General features: G+C 59.4%; 1 protein-coding gene. It reads left to right on the top strand.

Going from position 1 to position 254, the window contains the following annotated elements:
* Nucleotides 1-254: immunoglobulin-like domain-containing protein (locus tag ACQRBT_RS28345; protein WP_427851707.1), on the top strand; the 254-nt coding region annotated here is incomplete at both ends.

The raw sequence follows: 254 nt of genomic DNA on the forward strand, positions 1-254 counted from the left end.
ACCACCGTTACCGATACTCCGGGCACTGCTGACACCACCACCGTGACCCTGACCGCGCCAAGCGCAGTTAATGAAGGCGGTCAGATTACGTACACCGCGACCTTGAGCAACAAGGCCGGCACCGATGTCACGCTGAAGCTGGATAACGGGTCGACCATCACCATCAAGGCCGGTGACACCGTCGGTACTGTGACCGTCCCGGCGCCGAGCGATGACGTGTTCATTGATAAGAGCACCCAGACCGTCAAGATCAC

Origin of the sequence: Pseudomonas sp. R19M, from assembly GCF_050312585.1 — a bacterium.
Lineage (GTDB): Bacteria > Pseudomonadota > Gammaproteobacteria > Pseudomonadales > Pseudomonadaceae > Aquipseudomonas > Aquipseudomonas palleroniana.